At 53.0% G+C, this 21,320-nt stretch carries 17 protein-coding genes; 6 read left to right on the top strand and 11 right to left on the bottom strand.

The annotated features are described in order from the left end of the window. Entirely contained in the window at positions 1–1,353 is a 1,353-nt protein-coding gene (locus CFLAV_RS19310; protein ID WP_007416489.1) for an RNA polymerase sigma factor, read from the bottom strand. Positions 1,354–2,044: 691 nt separating this feature from the next. On the opposite strand from CFLAV_RS19310, the gene CFLAV_RS32710 reads away from it, so the two are divergent. Continuing rightward, on the top strand, positions 2,045–3,010 hold the full coding sequence (locus CFLAV_RS32710; RefSeq protein ID WP_007416487.1) for an XdhC family protein: 966 nt from the start codon (positions 2,045–2,047) through the stop codon (positions 3,008–3,010). On the opposite strand, the gene xdhB is transcribed toward CFLAV_RS32710, so the two are convergent. The 10 genes from xdhB to CFLAV_RS19255 form a co-directional block, all read right to left on the bottom strand. Next, positions 3,007–6,849 carry a xanthine dehydrogenase molybdopterin binding subunit gene (gene xdhB, locus CFLAV_RS19300; protein ID WP_007416486.1) on the bottom strand — a complete coding sequence of 1,281 codons (3,843 nt, stop codon included), beginning with the start codon at positions 6,847–6,849 and terminating at the stop codon, positions 3,007–3,009. The genes CFLAV_RS32710 and xdhB overlap by 4 nt on opposite strands. Before the next feature lie 49 nt (positions 6,850–6,898). After that, positions 6,899–8,497 (bottom strand): malate synthase A, encoded by a 1,599-nt coding sequence (gene aceB / locus CFLAV_RS19295; protein WP_007416485.1) that lies wholly within the window; start codon positions 8,495–8,497, stop codon positions 6,899–6,901. 45 nt (positions 8,498–8,542) lie between these two features. Then, positions 8,543–9,793 (bottom strand): M20 family metallo-hydrolase, encoded by a 1,251-nt coding sequence (locus CFLAV_RS19290; RefSeq protein WP_007416484.1) that lies wholly within the window; start codon positions 9,791–9,793, stop codon positions 8,543–8,545. Continuing rightward, entirely contained in the window at positions 9,790–10,446 is a 657-nt protein-coding gene (locus CFLAV_RS19285; RefSeq protein WP_007416483.1) for a GAF domain-containing protein, read from the bottom strand. The genes CFLAV_RS19290 and CFLAV_RS19285 overlap by 4 nt, the downstream gene beginning before the upstream one ends. Before the next feature lie 108 nt (positions 10,447–10,554). Next, the gene (gene allE, locus CFLAV_RS19280; protein ID WP_007416482.1) at positions 10,555–11,298 is read right to left on the bottom strand and encodes a (S)-ureidoglycine aminohydrolase; all 744 of its coding nucleotides are present in this window, start codon (positions 11,296–11,298) and stop codon (positions 10,555–10,557) included. 12 nt (positions 11,299–11,310) lie between these two features. Further along, positions 11,311–12,660 carry an allantoinase gene (locus CFLAV_RS19275; protein WP_007416481.1) on the bottom strand — a complete coding sequence of 450 codons (1,350 nt, stop codon included), beginning with the start codon at positions 12,658–12,660 and terminating at the stop codon, positions 11,311–11,313. Continuing rightward, positions 12,653–13,915 carry an allantoate amidohydrolase gene (locus tag CFLAV_RS19270; protein WP_007416480.1) on the bottom strand — a complete coding sequence of 421 codons (1,263 nt, stop codon included), beginning with the start codon at positions 13,913–13,915 and terminating at the stop codon, positions 12,653–12,655. Before CFLAV_RS19270 ends, CFLAV_RS19275 begins: the two co-directional genes overlap by 8 nt. A 153-nt stretch (positions 13,916–14,068) precedes the next feature. Continuing rightward, positions 14,069–14,428, bottom strand: a complete 360-nt coding sequence (gene uraH / locus CFLAV_RS19265) for a hydroxyisourate hydrolase (RefSeq protein WP_007416478.1) — start codon at positions 14,426–14,428, stop codon at positions 14,069–14,071. Between the two features lie 26 nt (positions 14,429–14,454). Then, positions 14,455–14,964 (bottom strand): 2-oxo-4-hydroxy-4-carboxy-5-ureidoimidazoline decarboxylase, encoded by a 510-nt coding sequence (gene uraD, locus CFLAV_RS19260; protein WP_007416477.1) that lies wholly within the window; start codon positions 14,962–14,964, stop codon positions 14,455–14,457. Between the two features lie 34 nt (positions 14,965–14,998). Then, on the bottom strand, positions 14,999–16,252 hold the full coding sequence (locus CFLAV_RS19255) for a hydantoinase/carbamoylase family amidase (protein ID WP_040549452.1): 1,254 nt from the start codon (positions 16,250–16,252) through the stop codon (positions 14,999–15,001). Between the two features lie 122 nt (positions 16,253–16,374). Here CFLAV_RS19255 and preA point away from each other — a divergent pair, with 122 nt between their 5' ends. From preA to CFLAV_RS19230, 5 genes are all read left to right on the top strand, one after another. Then, positions 16,375–17,499: an NAD-dependent dihydropyrimidine dehydrogenase subunit PreA gene (gene preA / locus CFLAV_RS19250; protein WP_007416475.1), complete on the top strand. Its 1,125-nt coding sequence runs from the start codon at positions 16,375–16,377 to the stop codon at positions 17,497–17,499. Between the two features lie 118 nt (positions 17,500–17,617). Then, entirely contained in the window at positions 17,618–19,129 is a 1,512-nt protein-coding gene (locus CFLAV_RS19245) for a CoA-acylating methylmalonate-semialdehyde dehydrogenase (RefSeq protein ID WP_007416474.1), read from the top strand. 193 nt (positions 19,130–19,322) lie between these two features. Next, the gene (locus tag CFLAV_RS19240; RefSeq protein ID WP_237712421.1) at positions 19,323–19,598 is read left to right on the top strand and encodes a hypothetical protein; all 276 of its coding nucleotides are present in this window, start codon (positions 19,323–19,325) and stop codon (positions 19,596–19,598) included. A 22-nt stretch (positions 19,599–19,620) separates the two neighbouring features. Then, positions 19,621–21,003 carry a dihydropyrimidinase gene (gene hydA, locus CFLAV_RS19235; protein WP_007416472.1) on the top strand — a complete coding sequence of 461 codons (1,383 nt, stop codon included), beginning with the start codon at positions 19,621–19,623 and terminating at the stop codon, positions 21,001–21,003. Positions 21,004–21,015: 12 nt separating this feature from the next. Beyond that, a complete protein-coding gene (locus tag CFLAV_RS19230) occupies positions 21,016–21,318 on the top strand; it encodes a hypothetical protein (protein WP_007416471.1) in 303 nt (100 codons plus the stop codon). Positions 21,319–21,320 lie beyond the last annotated feature (2 nt).

Below are 21,320 nucleotides of genomic sequence, written 5' to 3'. Positions count from 1 at the left end.
TCACCGCGCCCTTTCCTTCATCTTGTCAACGGCTTCCATGGCCGTCTTGAATTTATCCTGCGAGATTTCGGGAGTGGTCTCATCCAGCGCCTTGATGACCCGGACATAAAGATCGCCCAGGACCGCCGGACTCAAATGAACAAAACTATCCGGTTGCATCCTCCACTCGCCGTTAACCTTTGTGAACTGAATGGGACGACCAGCTTTTTCGCCGAGGGAGACTGTGGCCGAATCGCCTTGAATTTTCTGTTCAAGGGAATCAATCCGATTGGTGGGGAACGCAAAAGGCATGTCCGCGAAAACAGAGTGGGCCGCCTCTCCTCCGAACTTGTTGCTAAGTGCGTCATTGAATCTGGCCATGGCCACGATCATTGCCTCCAATGTTGACTTCAGTTTCAATTCCTCAGTGGTGGCCAGCACGTAGCTCTCGACATATGTTTTTGCATCACCAGCTTCCATCGCATTCGCCATGACGAGCATCGTTCCTTTGGGTGTCCTCCTATCGGCGGTCGTCCCCGTATTCTGTTTTGAAGCAGAGTCCGCGGGTTGCTGGGAAGACCCTTTAGGTTTTGTGGTGCTAATACTGACGAGGCCAGTCACTACCCCAACAGTCAGAATAACTGCCACGCCAGCCAGGATTGCTGTTTTCGCTTTTGACCATGCCATAATTTTTAGTGTTGTTGTGATGAGGTTTGCAGTGGAAGCGACGACGACTGTTCCTTTAGCGGCCGACACAGCGGTTGCCAATCCGACTGGTGCTGCTTGAACCGAGTTTGCCGAAATTGCGCCTGCAATCACGGAGGCCGAAAGCACCACGCCTCGCTTCATAAAAAATCTTCTCAATTTATCCACCGCCCGGCTCACCCGTGTTTTAGCCGTATTTTTGCTGACACCCAAGGCAACTCCCACTTCGTTCATGTTCTTGCCCTCGAAAAACCGCAACACAATGGCGTCATGGTCCTTTTCGCTCAATTGCGCCAGTGCCACGCTCAGTAAAGGAGCAATCTGCTTCCATGCGCCTTCAGATTCCGGTTCGTTCAAAATGGATTGCATGTGCGCCTCCTGTTCGCGACGTTTCCGCCGCCATTCAATTTTAAGTGCGTTGGCTGAAACATATCGCACCGTGCGACAGAGCCACCCGGAGAGAATTGTCTTCGAACTGAGTTTTCCAGCTTTCCGTGCTAAAATGATGAAGACGGCCTGGGTAATTTCTTCCGCCAGATGCTGGTCGTGGACCTGCTGTAGAGCAACAGAATAGACCAGATTAACATGCCGCGACACCAGGGTGGCAAACGCCACCTCGGAATTACTCCCGGCATACTCCCGCACCAACGCCATGTCATCGGTCATCATCTATCTATATATTTACGCCGATGTAAAAAGGTTACAGCAGGTTTATGCGGCAGGGAGATGAAATATCCAATGCGAAGGCCGGGGCGAGTGAACATGCGCCTGAACTCTTTGCCCACACAGTATCCACAGGAAAATGGTTTTGTGCCTTTTTATAGCCGCCGTCGTTTGTTGGCAATCGCAATTCAAAAATCTAAAATCGAAATTTTCCTACCCCATTCTCCCCCGCACAAACAGAAAGTACATAATTAAAACCGCAGCCAACAAATACGTCACTGCCCCAATCTCCTTCCCGCGCCCGCTGAAAAATTTGATGATCGGGTAACTGATGAATCCCAGCGCCAGTCCATCCGCAATCGAATAACACAGTGGAATTCCCACCATAATTAAAAAACGATGGCACCGACTCACTATAATCCGACCAATCAATCTTTCTGACATTCTGACACATCATCGCCCCCCGACAACACCGCCGGTTGCACAAAGATAATATACGCCCTCGTCAGAAACGTGGTCAGCCTGCCAATACCGCGGTTCGAACGGTGGTTTGGTTTTCAGAAAGTCGAAAAAATCGTTCAAGCATGGTTGGTTCGTGTTACACGTGCTTGCTGTCTTCCACCATGCAGCCTATGCTGACATGGCTTTCACTTATTGATAGAGAGCTTGGTCCTACAGACAAGCAGATACCGGCAACATGAAGAACCTCGTTTTCCAGGCTTTGGCTGAAGCTGCCCGCGCCGGTGAACCTGTCGCTCTCGCCCTCATCTCCGGCGCCAAAGGCTCCAGCCCGCAAAAGGTCGGCGCCAAGGCACTCTTCTACACCGATAGTCGCATCAAAGGCACTCTGGGCGGCGGCTGTCTCGAAGCCGAAATTCAACACCGCGCCATCCAATCTCTTCAAACCAATCAGCCATCCACCTTCGACCTCCTCCTCGATCACGATTTCGGCTGGGACGATGGCCTCATCTGTGGCGGCAAGGTTTCCGGCCTCATCATCCCCAATGCCCAATCCGCTGGCGATGCCTTCTGGCAGGCACTCGCCAACCGCCAATCCACTCTGACTTGGGGCATCAAAAAAGATTTCTCCATCACCAGAGCAGAAGCCGCAAATGACTTTCTATATCAGGAAACCATCACTCCACCCTGCGCCCTCTGGATCGCCGGAGCCGGTCACATCGCCCAGGCCGTAGCTCCTCTCGCGGCCCAACTCGATTTCAGCGTCACCGTCTTCGATGACCGCCCTGCCCTCGCGAACCACAATTATTTCCCGCAGGAAATCGCCTTGCAGGTCAACGTCTGGGAAAAATTAGCCACTCTCCGTTTGCCCTTCGTCCCTGCTTTCGGTCTTGTGGTCACGCGCGGTCATCGCCACGACGCACTGGTGTTGAAAGATTGGATCCAGAAGAAATTTCTATTCCTTGGCATGATCGGCAGCGCCCGCAAAGCCCGCACCATCTTCGAACATTTCCTCGAAGAAAAAATCGCCACGCCCGAACAACTCCAACGCGTCGCCTGCCCCGTTGGCATTCCCATCAAATCTCAAAGTGTCCAGGAAATCGCCGTCAGCATCATGGCCCAATTCATTCAAAAACGCGCCGAACTCGTCTACGAAAACCAAGGCTCCCCCGCCGCCCACAGCGAAATAGTCGAGGGCACCTAAGCCTTTGCAGAAACCTGCGCACCTGTTTTCACCTGAGAATAGACCACGCCATCGATTTTTCCCAGGCGTTGTTGTATCGATGTAAAGATAGCTTCACACGTGGCTGGCGAACTCAACGGCACTTCTCCCCCAGCCTTCCCAAACGCCGCCACCGCATCACGAATCGCCTCGCGCACCGAAATCGCCAGCATCAACGGAGGCTCACCGACTGCCTTGCTGCCATGCACCACACTTGACTGCGTCGCATTCCGTAAAAACGAAACATTAAACACCTGTGGCATATCACCGATGGCCGGAATTTTGTATGTATCCGGCGAATGCGTCAGCAAGCGGCCTTTTTCATCCCACTTCAATTCCTCACCCGTCAGCCACCCCATCCCTTGCACGAATCCACCCTCCACCTGACCGCGATTGATACCAGCGTTGATCGAGTCACCCACATCCTGCAAAATATCCGTCCGCAACACCCGCATCATTCCCGTAAAACCATCCACTTCCACCTCCGTCACCGCCGCGCCATAAGCAAAATAATGAAACGGCTTGCCCTTCCCCTTCACGCGATCCCAATGAATATCCGGCGTCCGATAATATCCCGTCGCTGACAGGCTAATCCGTTCCATATACGCAACCCGCAACAGCTCAGCCATCGGCAATTTCGTCTGTGGATGGGCTTTATCCCAAAACTCATTCTCCGCAAAAACAACATCCTCGCCTGTGGGTGCCTTGCTCAATTTATCCCCCAATAACTTCACCGCCACTGGCAACAAACGGGCGCGTATAATCTCACACGCATTCTTCACTGCCGCGCCATTTAAATCCGAGCCGCTCGATGCCGCCGTCGCCGAAGTATTTGGCACCTTGTCAGTGCTCGTGTGCATCACCCGGATATTTTCTTTCCTGATCCCCAGTTCCTTCGACGCAATGGCCTGCATGTTCGTGTGAATACCCTGTCCCATCTCCGTCCCGCCATGATTCACCTGCACCGTCCCATCCTGATAAATCAAAACCAGCGCCCCTGCTTGATTCAAATGAGTCACCGTAAATGAAATCCCAAACTTCACCGGCGTCATCGCCAACCCGCGTTTGCAATGCGGATGTTTTTGATTCCACACCGCAATCTCCGCACGCCTGCTCAGAAGCTCGCTGGTCTTCTTCAACTCATGCCAGATGGTCTGGATGCGATTATCCTCAATCTCCTGACCGTAATGCGTCGTATTGGTTTCGCCCTTCCCACAATACAGGTTGCGCTCCCGCACCGCTTCGGCTGGCAACCCCAACTCCCGCGCAACCCGATCAATGATCTCCTCAATCACCAACATCCCCTGCGGCCCGCCGAATCCGCGAAACGCGGTGTTAGATGAAAGGTTCATCTTCGCCACGCGTCCCTGGAATTCCACCTGCGGGATATAATAAGAATTATCGAGATGGAACAACGCACGGTCAGTCACAGCTTGCGAAAGATCCATCGCCCAACCACCATTCGAATAAAGCTGCGCTTTCAATGCCAGCAACATCCCTTGCGAATCAAATCCCACTTTGAACCGCGCCAAAAACGGATGCCGATGCCCCGACAAAATCATGTCCTGATCGCGATTGAACCGCACCCGTACCGACTTCCCCGTCTTGCTCGCCGCCAACGCCGCCAACGCTGCCGGTGTATTCGCCTGCGTCTCCTTCCCGCCAAACCCACCACCCATCCGCGGACTTTGCACGACGACTTTATTGATCGGTAGATGCAGCACATGCGCAATCACCGTCTGGACTTCGGAAGGATGCTGCGTTGAAGAAACTACGCGCACTGAACCATCCTCGCCCGGCTCTGCCCAGGCAGCATGTGTCTCCAAATAAAAATGCTCTTGGCCACCCAACTCGAACTCACCTTCCAAAGTAACTGGAGCCGATGCCAAACCTGTCTCCACCTCTCCGCGTCGCATGAAATTCGACTCGTTATGGAAACTTCCTTCACGGATTGCTTGTTGCAATGTCAACACCGCTTGAAGCGGCTCATACTCCACAATCACCTTTTCCGCAGCCTCCCGGCACGCAGCCTGCGTCTCTCCCACCACCAGTGCCACCGGATGTCCGTGAAACGACACCTCCCGATCCGCAAGCAAAATCTCATCCTTCTTCACCGCTCCGACATCGTTGTGCCCCGGAATATCCTCGGCCATCAGCACCGCTTTAATCCCCGGCATCTTCCGAGCCTCCGTCGCATCTCGCTTCAAAATCTTCGCACGCGCATGCGGTGAACACACGGGCCAGACTTCCAACATTCTCTTTCCTGCGGTTTGGTCGTCTGTATAAAGAGCCTCGCCAGTCACATGCTTATGCGCACTCTCATGCGGCTCAGGGCGCTTTCCGACCACCTCAGCAGGTTTCAACAACTCACCGTTCTTTATGGAAACCGCTTTTTCACCACCCGATGTTTCCTCATAAAACTTCTGAAACAAACTGGTGATCAATCCCTGTCGGTACTTAGCCTCACCTCGCACATCGGAAATCGGAGTAAATTCTGCTCTCAAAATCGGCAGCACTTCAGCCACCCATTCTCCACTCCACCTCTTACCAACAAGTGCAGCCTCGGTCCTTTTTGCCCGGGCCGGCATCGCCGCCACACCGCCATAACCCAGCCGCGCATGCCGCACCATGCCTTGAGCATCCAGATCCACCACAAAGCACGCCGCTACCGTACTGATATCCATCTCGCGCCGCTTCGATACCTTGTACCACTCTGTAATGCGCGTGAGTCCAGGTCCTGAAGTGCTTCGAGGGATCACAACTGCCTTCAACACCTCGCCCGGATTCAAAGCCGTCTTGCGATAGGAGATAAAAAATTGCTCCAACGGACACGTCCGCTCTCCCTCCAGCGATGCAATCACCACCTTGGCATCCAACGCCAGCAGCACTGGCGCGCTATCACCAATCGGCGAAGCCGTCACGAGATTCCCACCCAATGTCGCCCGATTCCGAATCTGCCTCGAACCAAACACCCAAAGCATTTTGCCTAGCGCCGGAAACTCCCTGGCCAGGACTTCCTCAACCTGCGTTAATGTAAGCGCCGCCCCCACACGCCACTCCAAATCCGTGGCCTTGCATTCCTTCAATTCCGGCACAGCCTCCACTGAGATCAGTGTCGGAAAGCGCTTATACCTCTTGGTAATTTCAAGCCCCAGTTCCGTAGCCCCCGCCACCATCCGCGCATTCGGATGCTCTTGTAATAATTTCAGCAACTCCTTAAGCGAATCAGGTCGAAAAAATTTCTCTCCGGCCGCCTCATACTGCATGGCTCCAACCTTGCCATCGTTCTGCCGCAATCGTTCCGCAAAGGGATCCTTGCCATTGATCTGTTCCCGCCCTGCATAAGCCTCCGCCGCCGCTTCAAGTATGGGACGATATCCAGTACATCGACAAAGATTCCCACACAACTGATCATCCAGTTGCCATTGTTCCTTTAAATCATTTCGGTAGTAACCTTCAAAAAGCGAAAGAATAAATCCCGGCGTACAGTAACCGCATTGCGATCCATGGCATTCCACCATCTTCTGCTGCACCGGATGCAACTCACGATTCTTCGCGACTCCTTCAACCGTCACCACTTCGCGCCCAGCCATGAGCGGCAGCGGCACGAGACAGCTATTGATCGCTCGATAACAAGTTTCACCCTTCGAGTTACGATCGATAATTGCCACCGAGCATGCTCCGCAATCCCCTTCTGCACAGCCTTCTTTTGAACCAGCGCAACCATTGCCGCGCAAATACTCCAGCAGGGTCGTATTCGGAGAGGAATTCTCTATCTGGACGGCCCGTCCGTTTAGCGTAAATTCGAGGGCGCTCGCCATATGTATTATCTCTCATCATACCTGAAACACTTGTCGGTGCAACAGGTTGTTAGTCGATGGCGTTATATGCTGGCAATGTCAAAAATTCTACAAACGACGGACTCTTCGACATCTCAGTAAACATCCCCACTGCCCTATTGAAATGCCCGCTTTGATAACGCGCCGTTCCAATCTCTTTCTCAATGCGAGCCAACTCCTGCGGCAACAACTCATCATAAAGTTGGGCCGTAACCTGCCGCCCATCTGCCAGCTTCGCGCCATATCGTATCCATTGCCAAACCTGCGAACGCGAAATCTCAGCCGTCGCCGCATCTTCCATCAGGTTATACAGCGGCACGCATCCCAAACCACCCAGCCATGCTTCCAAATATTGAATACCCACGCGCATATTCGCCCGCATTCCCTCTTCCGTAATCGTTCCCGTCGGCACCTTTAGCAAATCAGCGGCCGTCACATGCACGTCTTCGCGCTGCTTGGAAATCTGATTCGGCTGCGGCATGTGTTTATCAAAGGCCTTTAACGCCACCGACACCAAACCTGGATGCGCCACCCACGTTCCATCATGCCCATCCGTTGCCTCACGTTCCTTGTCCGCGAGCACCTTGGCCAAAGCCTCTTCATTTGCCTGGGGATTATTCTTGATCGGAATTTGCGCCGCCATTCCGCCCATCGCATGTGCTCCCCGCCGATGACAGTTCTTGATCACATTCAGACAATACGACCGCATGAAATGTGTCGTCATCGTAACTTGCGAACGGTCCGGCATTACAAATTCGGGGCGACTACTGAACTTCTTGATGAAACTGAAAATATAATCCCAACGACCGCAGTTCAGCCCCGCTGAATGCTCCCTCAATTCATAAAGAATTTCCTCCGTCTCAAATGACCCCAGAATCGTTTCAATCAACACCGTGGCCTTGATGCTGCCCCGCGGAACCTTCAACTCCTCCTGCGCAAAATTGAACACGTCATTCCATAGCCGCGCCTCCAAATGGCTTTCCAGCTTGGGCAAATAAAAATAAGGACCCGATCCTCGCGACAGCAGCGTGCGCGCATTGTGGAAAAAGTAGAGCCCAAAATCAAACAGGCTGCCTGACATCGGCTTGCCGTCTACGAAGAGATGTTTCTCGTTGAGATGCCAGCCACGCGGCCGCACCATCAACGTCGCAGTCTTCTCGTTAAGCGCATATTTCTTTCCTTCCGGGCTGGTAAAATCAATCGTGCGATTTACCGCATCGCGCAAATTAAACTGTCCCTGTAATACATTTGTCCACGTCGGCGCAGTCGCATCTTCGCAGTCCGCCATGAACACCTTCGCACCGGAGTTCAATGCATTGATAATCATCTTGCGATCCAGCGGACCTGTGATTTCCGTCCTTCTATCCTGCAAATCTGCCGGCACCGGAGCCACCTTCCAATCCCCCTCGCGAATCGATTTGGTCGAGCTCAGAAAATCCGGCATCTCTCCCTCATCAATTGCCTTCTGACGCTCAATGCGTTTCGCCAGCAATTCCTGACGCCTGCCCTCGAACTGCCGCGCCAGCTTCACGATGAAGCTCAGTGCCTCCGTGCTGAGAATGGCTGCACCTTGCGCATCTAATGGACCTTTGATTTCGACACCGGTTGGAATGGATGGATTGGAATTCATTTTAAATTATTTATCTTTTCAGAAGCACTTAAGGAAGCTGGGAGTTTAGACCTTGCTGGCCAATTTCGCCAGCGTGGAAGCAAGCACAGCCACACCATTTTTGATTTGTTCAGGAGATGAATATTCATCGGGCCTGTGACTCACTCCTCCCCGACACGGAATAAAAATCATCGTCGTGGGGCAAATCTGCGCCATGAACAGCGAATCATGATACGCGCGGCTGATCATCTTCTTAACTTTCAAACCGAGCTCGTCGCCCGATTCCAAAACCCTGCCGACCAAAGCTTGATCACAAATTGCTGGCGCATCCACATTCAGCCGTTCCAACACAAACGCAATCCCTCGGCGCTGGCAAATCTCCGCCACAGATTTTTCAATTTTTTCCAACGCCGCATCCCGTGTCGGCAATTGAGTATCACGCAAATCAATTTCCAACCACGCCCTGCACGGAACACTGTTCACAGCTCCGGGCTCGATGCGAAAAACTCCTGTTGTTCCAACCGTGTCAGGACTCCCGCTCTTCAAAGCCGCCAGCTCGACCGCCAGCGCAATCTCCGCTCCGGCCAACATGGCATCGTGCCGCTCCGGCATCAACACGGCCCCCGCATGGCCGCCAACACCCGTCAATTGCACTCGCAACGTGCTCGGTGCCGCAATTTTCTCCACCACACCGATTGGAATATTCTCCTTCTCCAACAACGGTCCCTGCTCGATGTGCAATTCAACAAACGCTGAATATGTTTTTGGCGCGAGTCGGACCTGTTTCATATCCAGCCCACCATACCCGGCTTGGTCGCGCAATTCTTCCAATGACTTTCCCTCTGGATCGCGCAACGACGCGGCCTTCTCCAGGGATAGCGCTCCCGCCAAAAGTCTGCTTCCCAAACAGCCAATTCCAAATCGAGTTGGTTCTTCCGCCGTAAAAATAATCAGTTCAATCGACCGTTGCGGCTTGAATCCACTCTGCTGCAACGCCCGGATCGCCTCAATGGCTCCAAGCACGCCGACGACTCCATCGTAACGACCTGCATTGGGAATCGCATCAATGTGAGAACCCGTGGCCACCGCTGGCAGTTTCTCATCCTTGCCCTCCCACCGAATAAAAACGTTTCCCACCGCATCCTCGCGGATGGCTAAACCAACTTCGCGACATAATCCTTTGACATACTCACGCGCCCGCAGATCCGCTTCCGAAAACAGTACGCGTGTTACCACGGGAGCAGGAGCTGCGGAAATGGCAGCCAGTTCATCGATTTGCCGTTGCAACCGTTCGCCATCAATCGGAAGGGAGTTCATCTTCTGCGCTTCGTTTTCTTGAGTCCCTTGAATATTGGCAGGCTCTTGCGGGCGGACAATTTTTTGCGAGGTGGCGCAGTTTTGATCTTCGCCAGTTTGCGGCGAGCCGCCTCCAATTCCTTCAAAACCTTGTCGTGATCCTTGCGAGTTTTTGCCAGTTCAAGTGAACGACGGCGCAACTCCAACTGGGTCATGACATGTCGGCTCAATATTTCCAAAGCCCGTTTCTGGTCAGGCGTAATCTTATGCGGCTTTTTGTCCAGCACACAAAGTGTTCCAAGTGCCTGCCCATCCGGGGTGATCAACGGAGCCCCCGCATAAAAGCGGATGCGTGGTTCCGAAACCACCAGGGGGTTCTTCGCAAAACGCTTGTCTTTGCTGGCATCCGCAACGACTAAAACATCCTCGTGCAAAATCGCGTGCGCACAAAAAGAGATGTCGCGCGAAGTTTGATTGAGATCGATCCCGACCTTTGATTTAAACCACTGCCGGTTTTCATCCACCAGCGTAATCAGCGCCACGGGAGCTTCACAAATATGCGCGGCCAACTCCGTCAGTTCGTCAAAAACCACTTCCGGGATCGTATCCAGCACCTCGTATTGCCAGAGGACTTCGAGCCGCTGCTTTTCGTTCTTGGGAATCGGGGCTTTCATGATGTCGCGATTAGCTTTCTTCTCAGTTGATTAATGCAACAGTAGCAAGATCAAACAATAGACCCTGACCCTGCCAAATCAACCAATCTTTTGCACCCGCTGGCGCTATCACATCGGGTCGCGATTCACATCCTTGTAATAAATATACGCTGCCGGAGTCTTGCCCATCGCTACAAACCATTGCGGGCAATAAGGTGCCATCCAGATGACGTCGCCGGTCTGCACTGGGTGATAATCCTGGTCCAACCGATAAACACCCTGCCCCTTGGTCATCATCAGTCCATGCTCCATGATATGCGTTTCAACAAACGGCAGGGTCGCTCCAGGCTGATACGTAAAAATATTCACTGCCATGTCGAAGGAGGCATTGTCCGGGAGCAACACCTGCAATCTGGCATCTTCATTCCCCAGGAATGGCTGCCCCTTCACCTCGCGTTCGTGGGCTACTATCGGCGTCAGTTTTGCCGTGCCGTGCAACGGTTCATAGTGTTTTTGGAACACAAGCAATTTGGCGCCGTTGGCGGAACCTTGCACATGAATATCCTTCCCTGGCGGAACGTACACATAGCTGCCCGCTTCCAATCGGCTCTTCTTTTCATCCATCACGATGCTGGCGTTGCCCTCCACTACGTAAAAGAAAAACTGGTTCACCCCGGTATTGCCACGCCCATGGCTGTCCTTGTTTAACGTGATGAGTAGCTGGCAAAATTTTGCCCCCATGGCGGGCGAAATCTGCACAATGCAGGTTACATTTTCCCAACCGGGCAGGCTGCTGTTCACATGTCCATCTGGAGTGATCAAGGCATACCGGCTTTTTACTACGGTCCGTGTGGATCCAAATAATCCAGTCATTTTAATTCTTGTTTAAACTTTGACAAATTGTCCTACCGGCTTTGAAACAATTTTACCATCTTTAAATACACTTTGGCCTCTGAGCACGGTTTGCACAACCTGCCCTTTTACTGTCCGACCTACATACGGGCTTTGCTGATGGCGGTATAACAGGTCTGTCCCTCCAATCGTGAACTCCTGCTGCAAATCAACCAGAGCCAGGTCCGCATCCGATCCAACCATCATTCCCTTCTTCGCCTGAGGAAGTTTAAAGCGCTCTGCCACATTGACCGAAACAAATCGGCTCAGCAACTCAAGGGCCACTCTGCGCTTCACATGCCCTTCAGTGATCAACAACGGCCAGGTATGCTGAACTCCGCTGATTCCTCCCCACACCTTGAAGAAATCTGAATTTAATTTCATGGTCGGTGGTGCCGGGGAATGATCTGAACCAATCGTCGTCACGTGCCCCGCCTTGACATATTCCCAGAGCGAGTCTTGCGCTGCCAATGGCCGCAAGGGCGGCGCGCATTTGGCCACAGCTCCCAGTCTGATAACATCCTCTTCTGTGAGGGTCAGATAATGGGGGCAGGTTTCACACGTAACGTCCAGACCAAGCTTCTTTGCTGATGCAATTAGTAAAACGCCCGCTCCACAGCTGACATGGACAATGTGTAATGCACAACCCGTTTCGCCCGCCAAACCCAACGCCCGCTGAATGGCTTCCAGTTCAGCTTCGATCGGTCGGGAATCAAGGTAATCACGAATGGAAGTTTTTCCTGCACTTACGTATTTGCGCGACAGTTCCTCTGTCATTGCATCGCTCTCCGCATGGACGGCCACAAGCTTTCCCAGCTTCTTTGCGCGTTTCATGCCCTCCCTAAGCGTATGATCATCCACACTCTGAAAGTCCTCGATGCCGCTGTTCGACATGAAAGCCTTGAATCCGACGACACCGCGATCTGCCAACTCTTCCAACCTGTCCAAATTTCCCGGTACCAAGCCTCCCCAAAAAGAAAAATCTACAAGTGCCTTGCTTTTGGCTGCCTCAAGTTTCAGATCAAAACTTTCCACATCGACTGTTGGTGGATGTGCGTTCAACGGCATGTCGAAGAACAAAGTCCCCCCACCGGCTGCAAACGCTTTCGTGCCGGTTTCAAATCCTTCCCATTCCGCGCGGCCTGGCTCGTTGAAATGGACGTGAGCATCGATCAAACCTGGCAGCACATGCAATCCCTTGGCTTCGATCACCTCATGGCTGGTGGCTTGCAAGGCGGACTCCAATGCCACAATCCGGCCATCTGCGATTCCGATATCAGCGTTCTTTACTCCAGTGGGTGTGACTACTGTCCCGCCCCGTACGAGCATATCCAATTCAGGCATTCTTCTTCCTTAAAAATTGTATGTTTTGATGTCCCAAAGATAAAATGAAGTCATTCATCACCGCGATCGCAACCCGCACATCGTCCACTTCCACGGATTCCGCAGGATTGTGGCTGATTCCTCCCTTGCAGCGAACGAAGAGCATTGCTACCGGCGTGATCTCTCCCATCACAGCTGCATCGTGGCCTGCACCACTTGGCAGTTCCGTCACTTCCACCAGATGCTGTCGCGCCGCCTTTCCCAATGCCGCTGTCAAATCCCTTGAACAGGGAACCGACTGCACTTCATGAACCAATTCCCAATCCATCGTTACGCCTCTCTTGTAACCAATCTGCCCCGCCAGGTCTTGCAACCGCGCCGTCGCCGAATCTCGTGTTGCATCCACTTGATGTCTGATATCAATGCTTAAAATCACTGTCCCGGGTATCACATTACTTGCTCCCGGTCTGGCATCAATTTGACCCACGGTTGCTACCAATCCTGGTGTTCCCAGTCCGGTTGATTCCACCGCGACAATGAATTCAGCCGCGGCTGCCAGGGCATCCTTCCGCAAATTCATCGGAGTGGTGCCGGCGTGGCCCGCCAGCCCTGTAAACTGAACATTCACCCTCGTCTGCCCGGCAATGGCTGAGACGATTCCCACTGGCTGATGCTTCTGTTCCAGCACCGGCCCTTGCTCGATATGCACCTCCGCATAACCCAGCAACTGTTGGGGATCACGTCGCACCTCCTTCAATTTTTCAGGATCGCCGCCGAATTTTTTGATCGCCTCCGCCATGGAAACTCCCTGCACATCCGTTCGTTTCAAATCCTGTTCGTTAAATTTTCCGGCCAATGCTTTACTGCCTAGATACGTGCTTTGATACCGCACTCCTTCTTCATCGGCAAAACCGATGACTTCAATAGCGAAAGGCAGTTTCACCTTGTTGTCATGCAAATGCTGCACACAGGCAATTGCTGTCAACACACCCAGAGGTCCATCGAACTTCCCGGCGTCACGCACCGTGTCAAGATGTGATCCCAGAATAAAAGTCTTTTCATGCCCTTCCTTGCCCGGATAACGTCCGATCAGGTTTCCAATTGCATCTTGCAATACAGTCATGCCTGCTTCTTGCATCCAAACACCCACTTGCTTGTTGGCCTGACGCATCGCCGGCGAGCAAAATGTCCGCGTAAGCTTCCCCAACTCCTCACTGATACGTCCAAGTGCATCAATGCGCTCCATCACTTTCATTGCGAGGTCGTTAGTACTCATATGTGTCGTTCTTGTTCAGAACCTCTTAAAGCATTTGTCACGCCAATACCACTTCCTTGACACCAATATGAGCATTTGACAGAAGATTTCCACGCTTGAAGCATCCCTGATGATTAACCCTCACAATCATTCTGAATCAACTCCTCTAATCCTTCAGCTTCCTCGATACGTACTATAAGCCCATGGTGACGTCAGTAACGGCACGTGATAGGACGCACCCGCATCTGAAATGCCGAATCGCACCGGCACCTTGTTTAAAAAAAGGGGCTTGTCGCCTTCGCCCCCACTCAAACTCGCGAAATATTCCCCCACATGGAAGATCAATTCATACTCCCCCACTTGCATCTCCTCCGGCCCCAAAAGCGCTGCATCCGTCCGCCCATCCTCATTCAAGCGAACCATCTTCACCAACTTCCGACTCTCGCCTGCCAGGGACCAAAGCTCAATCTGCATCCCTCTCGCCGGACATCCATGCGCCGTATCCAAAACATGTGTGCTTAATTTTGCGGCCATAATTCCGTATAAATTTCAAATCCTGCTCATCCCGCCACCAGATCATTCAAGCGCAACAACGCAATCTTCTCAATCTCCCCCAACGCCGCTTTGATCTCCTCTCCTCGCGTATTCTTTAGCCTGATTTCAAACCCCTTCAAAATTGCCTCTTTCTTGTTCAACCGCGCGCAAATCACAAATGGAAATCCAAACTTCTCCCGATAAGCCGCATTGTTCTTTTGAAACAACGCCACCTCATCCGGGCTCAACGCACTCAACCCCGCACTCGCCTGCTCCCCCTTCGACTCCTGCGTCAAAGTCCCCGCCAATGCCGCGCGCCCCACCAAATCTGGATGCGCCTGGATCAACTTCACCTGCTTTTCTTCGCCTGCCGACTCCACTGTCCTGCAAAGCGCCCGATGCAACTCCTCCTTCGTGGCAAAAGGTTTTTGTGCCCACGTCTCCTCCGCGATCCACGGCGAATGTTCAAACACCGGACCAATAACGAGCACGAATTCGTCACGCGAAAATAAGTTAATTTGAGCAAGTTTCATCATAGCAATATTGGAAATTAATGGATTAATACCGATCTTATTTCTGAGCTTTTCTTTGCAGCCATATCATCGTTTTCTCTGCCAAACCATCAAACGCCCTCACGCACAACTCCAGATGTTCCTCCTTCGTGTCCTCAATTTTATTGTGACTGATCCCATGCAGACTCTGTACGAACATCATCACCGTCGGCACTCCCGCTCGCGCCACTTCCGCAGCGTCATGCAGCGGCCCTGATGGCAACCGATATTTCTTCCCGCAGGTCTCGCCAATCGCCTCATCGCACAAGCCAATTAAATCATTGTTGAACAACACTGGCTCAATCTGCCACAACCGATCCCACGAAACTTTCACTTTTCCTTCCGTCGCAAATCGTTCGCTCGCCGCTTTTGCTTCTCGCAACATCTTTGCCAAAGCCGCTGCATCCAGATGCCGCTGATCCAAAGTAATCCGACATTCCTCCACCACACTCGTTACGATTCCCGGCTTCGTTGTGCAGGAACCAATTGTGCAAACACCGCCATTCCGTTCAGCAATTTTATAAATCTCCTGGCTCATTTTTCCGGCGGCAAGAAAAGCATCCTTGCGCCGGTTCATCGGCGTACTGCCGGAATGCGCTGCCTGGCCATGAAATGTAATCGCATGACGTTCCACACCAAACGTCCCCAATACCGCACCCAGCGGCAAATCAAGGTCCAGCAACACCGGCCCTTGCTCGATATGCAATTCCAAATACGCCGCCGCTTTCTTCAATTCCTTGCCACTCTCTTTCACCCGCTCAAAATCCACTCCGACTTGCTTCAACGCATCCGACAACCGCACACCATCCCTGTCCTTCAAGCCACGCGCCTCTTCCATGTTCAGCGTCCCTGAACAGGCTGACGATCCAAACAAACTCTTCCCGAACCGCGCCCCTTCCTCATCCGCCCAATCGACGAGCCTCACGGTCACGGGTGGCTTGCCTCCATATTGCGCATGGATTCGTCGTAAAATTTCAACGCCCGCCATCACGTTCAGGCAACCATCCAGCCATCCGCCGTTCGGCACGGAATCCATGTGCCCGCCAATCAACAACTCACGCTCTGATTCACCCTTCAACATCGCCCACAAATTTCCCGCCTCATCGCTGTGAATCTCCACTGGCAATTCTTCCAACTTTTTCCGCAGCCACGCTCGTGTCGTGGTCCACATATTTGTAAACGCCACCCGCTGTGCGCCGTTCTCATCGCCCGTCAGGCTCCGTAATTCTTTGAGCTCAGCGATGGTCCGCTTGGGTTGGAGAAAATTGCTCATGTGGGTTTGTTTGAAACAGTTTGGCATTTTACATCGGGATATCTCGATGCGATTTTGTTGTGGCAAACAGCGTTACCACAGCCTTATTATGGGTTATAGAACAAAAATGGAAAGTCAAACCTATGCCTACATTAGCCACCACCGTTGACGGTCTAAAACTTCCAAATCCTTTCATCATCGGCTCCGGACCGCCGGGAACAAATCTCAACGTCATCACCAAGGCATTCAAGGAAGGTTGGGGCGCGGTCATCGCCAAGACCGTCAGCCTGGATTCTTCCAAGGTAGTCAATGTTACCCCGCGCTATGCCAAACTTTTGGCCAACAGCGGCGAAGTGATCGGTTGGGAAAATATCGAACTCATCAGCGACCGCCCCTTTCATTTGTGGATCGAGGAATTCAAGAAGTGCAAGGACCAGTTCCCCGATGGCGTGCTGATCGCCTCCATCATGGAGGAGTACCGCAAGGACGGTTGGATCGAAATCGTGGAGCGCTGCCAGGACGCCGGCGTCGATGCCTTTGAATTGAATTTCTCCTGCCCGCACGGCTTGCCCGAACGCAAAATGGGTGCCGCTATGGGCCAGGACCCGGACGTCCTCAAGGAAGTCTGTGGCTGGGTCAAGAGCGCAGCCAAAAAACCGGTCTGGGCAAAAATGACGCCGAACGTCACCCACATCGAAGACCCCAGCCGCGCAGCGTTGCTCGGCGGTGCCACCGGTCTCAGCGCCATTAACACCATTCGCAGTGTGACTGGCGTGAACTTGGATACCCTGCGCCCTGAACCCACGGTTGAAGGCTACACCACGCCCGGCGGTTACTCCTGCAAAGCTGTCAAGCCCATCGCGCTCCGCATGGTCATGGAGATCGCTCAAATGATTCGCAAGGAATTCCCCGGTCGCTCACTCTCCGGCCTCGGAGGAATCGAAAGTGGCAACGACGCCGCCCAATTCATTCTGCTCGGCTCGGACACCGTCCAGGTTTGCACGGGCGTCATGAAGTTCGGTTATGAATGTGTCAAACCGATGTGTGAAGAGTTGCTCAACTTCATGGCCAAACACAAGTTCGAAACGCTGGCTGATTTCAAAGGCAAAAGTCTGGATTATTTCACCACGCATGCCGACCTCGTCAAACGCCAGACCGAACGCAAAGCCGCCCAAAAAGCCGCTTCGACAAAAAAAGTCGTCACCAGCGACGGCGAATGGCACGGCGACGAATTTGTAAAACAATCCGATGAATTGTCGCGGGGCTAATCAGTTATTACTCGAATCAAATCAGCGAGATCGACTCCTGCATCCTTCTGCCAACGGCGTTGGGTGCTTTGTGGTCAGCCTCCATATTTAGCACTTCGTTCCCTTTACTTTTTTATTAATGAAATCCACCACAGTTCTCACTCCGTGCCCCAATTACATCGGCGGCGATTGGCTCACTGTCTCTGACGTCGCCACCACTCCCGTCCACAACCCGTCCACGGGCGACATCATCGCCGAAACTCCCATGTGCACACCGCAGCACGTAGAGGCCGCTGTCAATGCCGCGCACGCTGCCTATCCCGGCTGGTGGGAAACGCCCCCAACCGAACGCGCCCGCATTTTTTTCAAATTCAAAATGTTGCTCGAAGAAAACTTCGAAGCGCTCGCGCAGATGGTCACTCGTGAGCACGGCAAAACGCTCGTCGAATCTCGCGGCGACGTCCGTCGCGGCATCGAGATGGTCGAATTCGCCTGCGGCATTCCCTCTCTGTTAATGGGCGACATTCTCGAGAACGTTGCCCGCGGCATCGATTGCGATGCCATGCGTCAACCTCTCGGCGTCTGCGTCGGCATCACTCCCTTTAACTTCCCCGCAATGGTCCCACTCTGGATGTATCCCGTGGCCTTGGTTTGCGGCAACACCTTCGTCTTGAAGCCGAGCGAAAAGGTTCCCCTCACCGCCATTCGCATCGCGGAACTCCTCGAACAATCGGGCTTGCCCAAAGGCGTGCTTAACATCGTTCACGGCGGACGCGATTGCGTCGATGCCTTGCTCAAGCATCCCAAAGTCAAAGCCATTTCTTTTGTCGGCTCTACGCCGGTCGCCAAACAAATCTTCGAGATCGGCACCAAACATGGCAAACGCGTGCAATCCAATGGCGGTGCGAAAAACTACATCCTCCTGATGCCCGATGCCGATGTGGAAAATTCTGTGCGTGGCGTGACGGAAGCCGCTTTCGGCTGCGCCGGTGAACGTTGCATGGCCGGTTCCACTGCCATCGTGGTGGGAGATGCCGCCAAGACTGTTCTGCCCACTCTCGCCGAAGTAACGCGCAAAATTCAAGTCGGCCCCACCGACCGCAGCCCTCAACCCCACATGGGACCCGTCATCACTAAGCAACATCGCGACCGTGTTTGCGAACTCGTTGACGCTGGCATCAAGGAAGGTGCCAAGGTTTTGGCGGACGGTCGCAATGTTAAAGTCGACTCCGCCCCGAACGGCTTCTTCGTCGGTGCTACTCTCCTCGATGAAGTGCAGAGCAGCATGACTGTCATGCGCGAGGAAATCTTTGGCCCCGTCCTCAGCGTCATGCGTATGGACGACCTCAATCAAGCCATCGAAGTCGCCAATCGTTCCGCCTTCGGCAATGGCGCCTCCATCTTCACCCGCTCCGGCAAGGCCGCCCGCGAATTTAAACACCGCGTCAAAGCCGGTATGGTCGGCATCAACATCGGCGTGCCTGCCTCCATGCCCTGGTTCCCCTTTAACGGTTGGGACGATTCCTTCTTCGGCGATCTCCACATGCAAGGCAAGGAAGGGGTCCAATTTTTCACCCAGCTCAAAGTCACCACCAGCCGCTGGTTCAGCTACGGCGAAGGCGATATTTGGCATCGGGAGGGGAATCGTTAACCGCCTTTGGCCTTGGCTTAGCTGCCAAAAAGGCTCACATTAACGCCATGAAACGGATGGAGGAGATTAAGTGCGCAGTATCTGAAACTAGATGGACAAAAGTCCGATTACCCTGAAAGAGTAACCTAATACAGCCCAGGGCAAAACCCTGGGTTTGACTCTGCACATCTGCCAATGGTTGAGAATGCAATTTATGCAGCGGGATATAGATAGGATAATAGCTAGATTGAAGGATGAATTTCCAAGCCTTCTTGTTCAGCAATTGAAGAAGACTCATCCCGCAGACGACGATGGCCTCTGGTGGGTCAAGCTGTCCGAATGCGAAGAAGAAATCCAGATCGAGTCTCCCTCTGGAAACGTCCCCTTCCTGATCGAAGCGGACTCCATTGTTAAAAAAAATGCTTCCGAAGAGGAAGTAATTGCCTTTATCAAAGAATTTAGATTCGGAAACCCGCACCACAAAGAATAACAATTTCCAACGAACGATCACTATGCCGCTCCTAATCAAAAACGGCGAAATCATAACGACCTCCGCCCGCTACACCGCCGACATCTACTGCGAAAACGAAGCCATCACGCGCATTGATCGCAACATCGATGCCCCACCCGGCACGGAGATCATCGATGCCACTGGCAAATATGTCTTCCCCGGCTTCATCGATCCGCACGTCCATATTTATCTGCCCTTCATGGGCACCTTCTCGAAGGACACCTACGAAACCGGCAGCAAGGCCGCGCTCGTCGGCGGCACAACCACACTGATCGAAATGTGCTGCCCTTCACGCAAGGAGGAAGCCCTGGCCGGATTCGAAACCTGGATGTCTCAAGCCGTCGGCAAATCCGCCTGCGATTTTACGTTCCACATGGGCGTCACCAAATTTGATGACATGGCTGAAGCGCAACTCCGCGAGATCGTAAAGCGTGGCATCAGCTCTTTCAAAATCTTCCTGGCCTACAAAGGCGCTTTCGGCATCGACGATACCGAACTCTACCGCACACTTAAGCTGGCGAAGGAACTCGGTGTCGTCGTCACCGCTCATTGCGAAAACGAAACCCTCGTCGCTGAACGCTCCAAGGAACTGCTCGCCGCCGGTAAAACCGATCCCGGCCAACATCACGAGAGTCGGCCTCCAGTCGTTGAAGCGGAAGGCGTTCACCACTTAATGACTTTCGCGGAACTCACAGGCGCCTCCACCTACATCGTTCATCTCAGTTGCCAGGAAGCACTCAATGAAGCAATCGCCGCCCGTCAACGTGGTGTCGATGTCAAAGTCGAAACCCTCATCCAATATCTCGTCCTCGACAAATCCTACGCCGAACGTCCGAATTTCGAAGGCGCGAAATATGTCATGTCTCCTCCCCTGCGCGACGTCCGTAATCAGTCTGTCCTTTGGAACGGCCTCCGCTCCGGCCTCGTGAACACCGTCGCCACCGATCACGCTCCTTTCGATTTCAAAGGCCAGAAACCGATGGGCAAGGATGACTTCACCAAAATTCCCAATGGTATCCCCTCTCTCGAAGAGCGCATTAACCTGCTCTACACTTACGGTGTAAAAACCGGCAAAATCGATATCCATACCCTCGTCGATGTCGCGAGCACGCAGGTTGCCAAAACATTCGACCTCTTCCCGCGCAAAGGCGCCATCCAACCCGGCAGCGACGCCGACCTCGTCATCTTTGATCCCAATTATCGCGGCACCATTTCCGCCAATTCACAAATGATGAACGTCGATTACAGCGCATTCGAAGGCTGGAAACTCGAAGGCCGCCCCAGCGCCGTCACCGTCCGCGGCCAAGTCGCCGTAAAAAACGGTAAATTCGTCGGCACCATCGGGCGTGGTAAGTTCCTGGAACGAAAACCAAGTCATTTCTAGTCTTCGCATAATATGGGATGGGCCACTGCTTACATCGAAAAATTGAAAAACGGCGAGACAGTGCAGTTTCGTCCGCGTGGCAACTCCATGTCTGGCAAGATCGAATCAGGACAACTCTGCACCGTTGAACCCGTAAAAATTGAAAACTTGGAAGTCGGCGACATCGTCCTCTGCAAGGCCAATGGGTTTCAATATCTGCATTTGATAAAAGCCATTCAGGGTGAGCGCTTCCAAATTGGAAACAATCGTGGCAGAATCAATGGATGGGTTGGTAGGAACGCCATCTACGGCAAATGTGTCCGAATCGTGAAATAACT

This window comes from Pedosphaera parvula Ellin514 (assembly GCF_000172555.1).
GTDB lineage: Bacteria > Verrucomicrobiota > Verrucomicrobiia > Limisphaerales > Pedosphaeraceae > Pedosphaera.
Note: the sequence above shows the minus strand (reverse complement) of the source record. Positions and strands in the feature narration are given on the sequence as shown.